General features: G+C 56.1%; 4 protein-coding genes. 2 read left to right on the top strand and 2 right to left on the bottom strand.

Annotated features, from left to right (window positions below; all coding sequences use genetic code 11):
- Positions 1–83: 83 nt before the first annotated feature.
- On the bottom strand, positions 84–2354 hold the full coding sequence (clpA, locus tag H8S59_RS25690; protein WP_095097489.1) for an ATP-dependent Clp protease ATP-binding subunit ClpA: 2271 nt from the start codon (positions 2352–2354) through the stop codon (positions 84–86).
- A gap of 30 nt (positions 2355–2384) precedes the next feature.
- Positions 2385–2747 (bottom strand): ATP-dependent Clp protease adapter ClpS, encoded by a 363-nt coding sequence (gene clpS, locus H8S59_RS25685; RefSeq protein WP_095097492.1) that lies wholly within the window; start codon positions 2745–2747, stop codon positions 2385–2387.
- A gap of 220 nt (positions 2748–2967) precedes the next feature.
- Between clpS and cspD the strand changes: the two genes are divergently transcribed.
- Both cspD and H8S59_RS25675 read left to right on the top strand, forming a co-directional pair.
- Positions 2968–3243 (top strand): cold shock domain-containing protein CspD, encoded by a 276-nt coding sequence (cspD, locus tag H8S59_RS27115; protein WP_187523256.1) that lies wholly within the window; start codon positions 2968–2970, stop codon positions 3241–3243.
- A 437-nt stretch (positions 3244–3680) separates the two neighbouring features.
- Entirely contained in the window at positions 3681–5909 is a 2229-nt protein-coding gene (locus tag H8S59_RS25675; protein ID WP_187523255.1) for an NADP-dependent isocitrate dehydrogenase, read from the top strand.
- Positions 5910–5964 lie beyond the last annotated feature (55 nt).

Below are 5964 nucleotides of genomic sequence, written 5' to 3'. Positions count from 1 at the left end.
CACAGGGAATGCATAAATTCGAAATCCAACCAAAAAACCCCGCACCTCTTTCGAGATGCGGGGCTTTGGTTGGCTGGTAAGACCTAGGCCATTTCTGCTGTGGTTTCGTACTCGAAGGTGATCTCGCCGTCCTTGAAGTCGATGTGTACCACACCGCCATGGTCGGCCAGCTCGCCAAACAGGATCTCCTCGGCCAACGGACGCTTGATCTTGTCCTGGATCAAACGCGCCATTGGACGGGCACCCATCGCCGCGTCGTAACCACCCTGCGCCAGATAGCTTCTCGCCGCCTCCGTCACTTCAAGCAGCACACGCTTGTCTTCCAGCTGCGCCTGAAGCTCAGTGAGGAACTTGTCCACCACGCTTTTGATGACCTCATGGCTGAGGCGACCAAATTGAATGATGGTGTCCAGGCGGTTGCGGAACTCAGGCGTGAAGCTCTTCTTGATGACTTCCATCGCATCAGACGAATGGTCCTGATGGGTGAAGCCAATCGAAGCCCGAGCCGCCGACTCAGCACCGGCGTTGGTAGTCATGATCACGATCACATTGCGGAAGTCCGCTTTGCGCCCGTTGTTGTCGGTCAGCGTACCGTGGTCCATCACCTGCAAGAGCAGGTTGAAGACTTCCGGATGCGCCTTCTCGATTTCATCGAGCAGCAGCACGCAATGCGGCTGTTTGGTGATCGCTTCGGTCAGAAGACCGCCCTGATCAAAACCGACATAACCTGGCGGAGCACCGATCAAGCGAGAAACAGTGTGCCGCTCCATGTACTCGGACATGTCGAAGCGCACCAATTCAATACCCAGAGCCTTGGCCAACTGACGAGCGGCTTCGGTCTTGCCGACACCGGTAGGACCGGCGAACAGGAACGAACCCACTGGCTTGTCGGGTGACTTCAGGCCAGCACGGGAGAGCTTGATTGCGGTGGACAGTGAGTCGATAGCCGCATCCTGACCGAACACGGTCAGTTTCAAATCTCGCTCAAGGTTCCTGAGCAACTCCTTGTCGGAACTGTTGACGTGCTTGGGCGGAATTCGCGCGATTTTCGCAACGATGTCTTCAACCTGCGCCACTTCGATACGTTTTACGCGCTTCTCGACCGGCTGCAGGCGCTGATAGGCCCCCGCCTCGTCGATCACATCGATCGCTTTGTCGGGCATGTGACGATCATTGATATAGCGCGATGCCAGCTCTGCAGCGGCACGCAACGCTTCATCGCTGTACTCGATGTCGTGATGCGACTCGAAGCGACCTTTGAGGCCTCTCAGGATGCCGATGGTGTCTTCAACCGACGGCTCCGATACGTCGACCTTCTGGAAACGACGCGCCAAAGCCCGATCTTTCTCGAAGATGCCACGGAATTCCTGGAAGGTCGTCGAGCCGATGCAGCGAATATCACCTGACGAAAGCAGCGGTTTGAGCAGATTCGACGCATCCATCACGCCACCGGACGCAGCACCTGCGCCAATGATCGTGTGAATTTCATCGATGAACAGGATCGCGTGAGGACGCTTTTTCAGCTCACCGAGCAGCGCTTTGAAGCGTTTCTCGAAATCACCGCGGTATTTGGTACCTGCCAGCAATGCTCCCAGATCCAGGGAATAAACTACGCTGTTGGCCAGTAGATCAGGCACCTGATTGTCGACGATACGCTTGGCCAGGCCTTCAGCAATAGCGGTTTTGCCGACACCTGCCTCACCTACCAGAAGCGGGTTGTTCTTGCGGCGACGCGCTAGAATCTGCGCGACCCGCTCGACTTCCTGCTCACGGCCAACCAGAGGGTCAATACGCCCCTGACGTGCCAGTTCGTTAAGGTTGCTGGCATAGGCATCCAGAGGATTACCTGAAGCAGAAGACTCACCACCTTCGTCGTCCTGCATATCTTGCTCACCTTCAGAGTGATCGCCGTGCCCAGGCACTTTCGATATGCCGTGGGCAATGTAGTTGACGACATCTATGCGTGCCACGCTCTGCTGCTTGAGCAGAAACACTGCCTGGCTTTCCTGCTCACTGAAAATTGCAACCAGCACATTGGCACCGGTGACTTCACGTTTGCCCGAGCTCTGTACATGGAAGACAGCACGTTGCAGGACGCGTTGGAAGCCCAGGGTTGGCTGGGTCTCGCGATCCTCGTCATGGACGGGGATCAGCGGCGTAGTGGAGTCGATGAACTCCTGCAAATCATGCTTGAGCTTATCGAGGTTTGCGCCGCAGGCACGCAGAACAGTGGCGGCAGCCTCATTGTCCAATAAAGCCAGCAGAAGGTGCTCGACAGTCATGAATTCATGACGTTTCGAACGAGCCTCCTTGAAGGCCAGATTGAGGGTGACTTCGAGCTCACGGTTTAACATAGCTTCACCTCATACCCAAGTGGTCGGCGATTAACCGTCCTTCTCGATCTCACAGAGTAGCGGATGCTGGCTTTCCCTGGCGTATTGGTTGACCTGCATTGCCTTGGTCTCGGCGATGTCGCGGGTAAACAATCCACATACTGCCCGTCCCTCTGTATGGACGGCCAGCATGACCTTGGTTGCCAGCTCACGATTCAGGTTGAAGAACACCTCGAGCACTTCGACGACGAAATCCATCGGGGTGTAATCATCATTAAACAAAACCACCTTGTACATCGGTGGCGCCTGCAACGTCGGTTTGGCATCCTGAACCGCGATGCCAGCCGCGTCATCCTCATGGGAATCCGGACTGTCCTGATTTGATGTTAGTCGAATCTTGCTGATTGCATGCATGGAAAGAAAAGTTCGTAAAGGGCGGATTGAATAATGAGTCGCAGTCTGACCGGTTTTCAAATGGACCGCCGCGTGACCTTGACTATCGGCTAATCAGTGTTACAAACAATAGAACCCACATTGGGTAAAAAGGGTCCGCGCAGTCAACCAAAATTTTTTTCGGTCCGGCGGATGAGGTTGATGATACTCCCAACGGAGTCCTTTGCAGAGGGATATGACTATGTCTAGCGGTAAGGTCAAATGGTTCAATAATGCTAAAGGCTATGGCTTTATCGTGGAGGACGGGAAGACCGAAGACCTGTTCGCCCACTTTTCTGCTATCAACATGGACGGCTACAAAACCCTCAAGGCAGGTCAGCCAGTCAATTTTGAAATCATCCAGGGCCCCAAGGGAATGCATGCCATAAAGATCAAGACCGACGTCACAATTGAACCAGCGGGGTCGCCCAGCCCTGTCAGCACCCAAGCAAGTGTGCATGAGAAGGTCACCGCCTGATTCGAACACCTACTCAATGCGCCAATCCTGAAAAGTCGGCCGGCTCAGTGACCTGAGTCGGCCGATTTCGTTTGTAACGCCTGCTTACAAATGCCCTGCGCGTGTACCGCCAGTCTGCGCTCCCCGCCTACCTCGACCAACGGCCAATACCTTATGCAGCCTGAAGCGCTTAGCATTAATGCTTAGCGCCAAGGGTTTGATATACTCCCGCCGTGACTAACGGGTCATAGGGGCGGACGAGTCTGGAAAGAGACTTTGCGCCCTTGTATGCGTTGGGCAGCACTGCCGCCCGACCGCTTGACGCTCGACTGATGCACCTACCATCATCATCGCGAATAAACCTCGACTCAGGCTCAAGAAGAGACTGCGAGCAAAGTGCATACCCTGCGCGCATCGAGATTTTGTGCATGCTCAGCAAAACAGAGAGTTCATACGAAATGTCCAACCGTTCGAAGATCATCTACACCTTTACCGACGAAGCTCCAGCACTCGCCACCTACTCGCTTCTTCCTATCATCGAAGCCTTCACTGCCTCCTCTGATATCGACGTTGAAACGCGAGACATCTCTCTGGCGGGCCGCATTCTTTCCAGCTTCCCTGAATCCCTGAGCGCTGATCAGCAAATCGGCGACCACCTCGCCGAGCTGGGCAAGCTGGCCACAACGCCAGAAGCCAACATCATCAAGCTGCCGAACATCAGCGCCTCCGTGCCACAACTCAAGGCGACCATCAAAGAGCTGCAGGAACTGGGCTTCAAGATCCCTGACTATCCTGAGTCGCCAAGCACCGACGCGGAAAAAGACGTGCGTGCGCGTTACGACAAGACCAAAGGCAGCGCCGTCAACCCGGTTCTGCGTGAAGGCAACTCTGACCGCCGCGCACCGTTGTCGGTCAAGAACTACGCCCGCAAACACCCGCACAAAATGGGCGCCTGGGCGGCTGACTCGAAATCCCACATTGCCCACATGAGCAATGGCGACTTCTACGGCAGCGAAAAAGCTGTCCTGATCGGCGCTGCCGATAACGTAAAAATCGAACTGATCGCTCAAGACGGCACAGCCACCGTCCTGAAAGAAAAGACTGCCGTGAAAGAAGGCGAGATCATCGATTCTTCGGTCATGAGCACCAAAGCCCTGCGCAGCTTCGTGGCCTCGGCCATTGAAGATGCCAAGGCACAAGGCGTGCTGCTGTCGGTTCACTTGAAAGCCACCATGATGAAGGTCTCCGACCCGATCATGTTCGGCCAGATCGTCGCTGAGTACTACAAGGATGCGCTGACCAAGCACGCTGATGCACTCAAGCAGGTCGGCTTCAACCTGAATAACGGTATCGGCGACCTGTACGACCGTATCAGCGCCCTGCCAGCCGACAAGCAGGCTGAAATCAAGGCTGACATCCAGGCCGTCTACGCCGTCCGCGCCCCGCTGGCGATGGTCAACTCGGACAAAGGCATCACCAACCTGCACGTGCCAAGCGACGTGATCGTCGACGCGTCGATGCCGGCCATGATCCGCGACTCGGGCAAAATGTGGAACGCTGCTGGCGAACTGCAGGACACCAAGGCCGTGATCCCTGATCGCTGCTACGCAACCATCTATCAGGCTGTGATCGACGACTGCAAGAAACACGGCGCTTTCGATCCAACCACCATGGGCAGCGTGCCAAACGTTGGCCTGATGGCGCAAAAAGCCGAAGAGTACGGCTCCCACGACAAGACCTTCCAGATCGCCACTGCTGGCGTTGTCCGTGTATCGGACAGCAGCGGTAAAGTGCTGATGGAACAGAACGTCGAAGAAGGCGATATCTGGCGCATGTGCCAGGTCAAGGACGCGCCGATCCAGGACTGGGTCAAACTGGCCGTCAACCGTGCTCGCGCCAGCGATACCCCTGCTGTGTTCTGGCTGGACCCGGCTCGCGCTCACGATGCCGAGATGATCAAGAAAGTCCAGAAGTACCTGGCCGATCACGACACTGCCGGTCTGGATATCCGTGTCATGTCACCTGTTGAAGCCATGGCGTTCACCCTGGAGCGTACCCGCGCTGGCAAGGACACCATTTCGGTCACCGGTAACGTACTGCGCGACTACCTGACCGACCTGTTCCCAATCATGGAACTGGGCACAAGCGCCAAGATGCTGTCCATCGTGCCCCTGATGAACGGCGGTGGTCTGTTCGAAACCGGCGCGGGTGGTTCGGCTCCGAAGCACGTTCAGCAACTGGTTGAAGAAAACTTCCTGCGTTGGGATTCCCTGGGTGAGTTCCTGGCTCTGGCCGCTTCTCTGGAGCACCTGGGCAACACCTACAACAACCCGAAAGCGCTGGTTCTGTCCAAGACTCTGGATCAGGCTACCGGTGAGTTCCTGGACCGCAACAAGTCGCCTTCGCGTAAAGTCGGCAACATCGACAACCGCGGCAGCCACTTCTACCTGGCGCTGTTCTGGGCTCAGGCTCTGGCCGCCCAGAACGACGATGCTGCCCTCAAGGCACAGTTCAGCCCAGTGGCCAAAACCCTGGCCGACAACGAAGAAAAAATCGTTGCCGAACTGAACGCCGTACAAGGCAAGCCAGCGGAAATCGGTGGTTACTACTACCCGAACCCTGAGCTGACCAGCAAAGTCATGCGCCCAAGCGCAACCCTGAACGCAGCGATTGCTTCGCTGAACTAAGGTTTTGGCTGCACACAAACCCCGGCCTTGCGCCGGGGTTTGTGTTTTCGTCTTG

Source organism: Pseudomonas folii (assembly GCF_014357575.1).
GTDB lineage: Bacteria > Pseudomonadota > Gammaproteobacteria > Pseudomonadales > Pseudomonadaceae > Aquipseudomonas > Aquipseudomonas folii.
The sequence above is the reverse complement of the archived record's forward strand: the minus strand, read 5'-3'. Positions and strand labels throughout refer to the sequence as shown.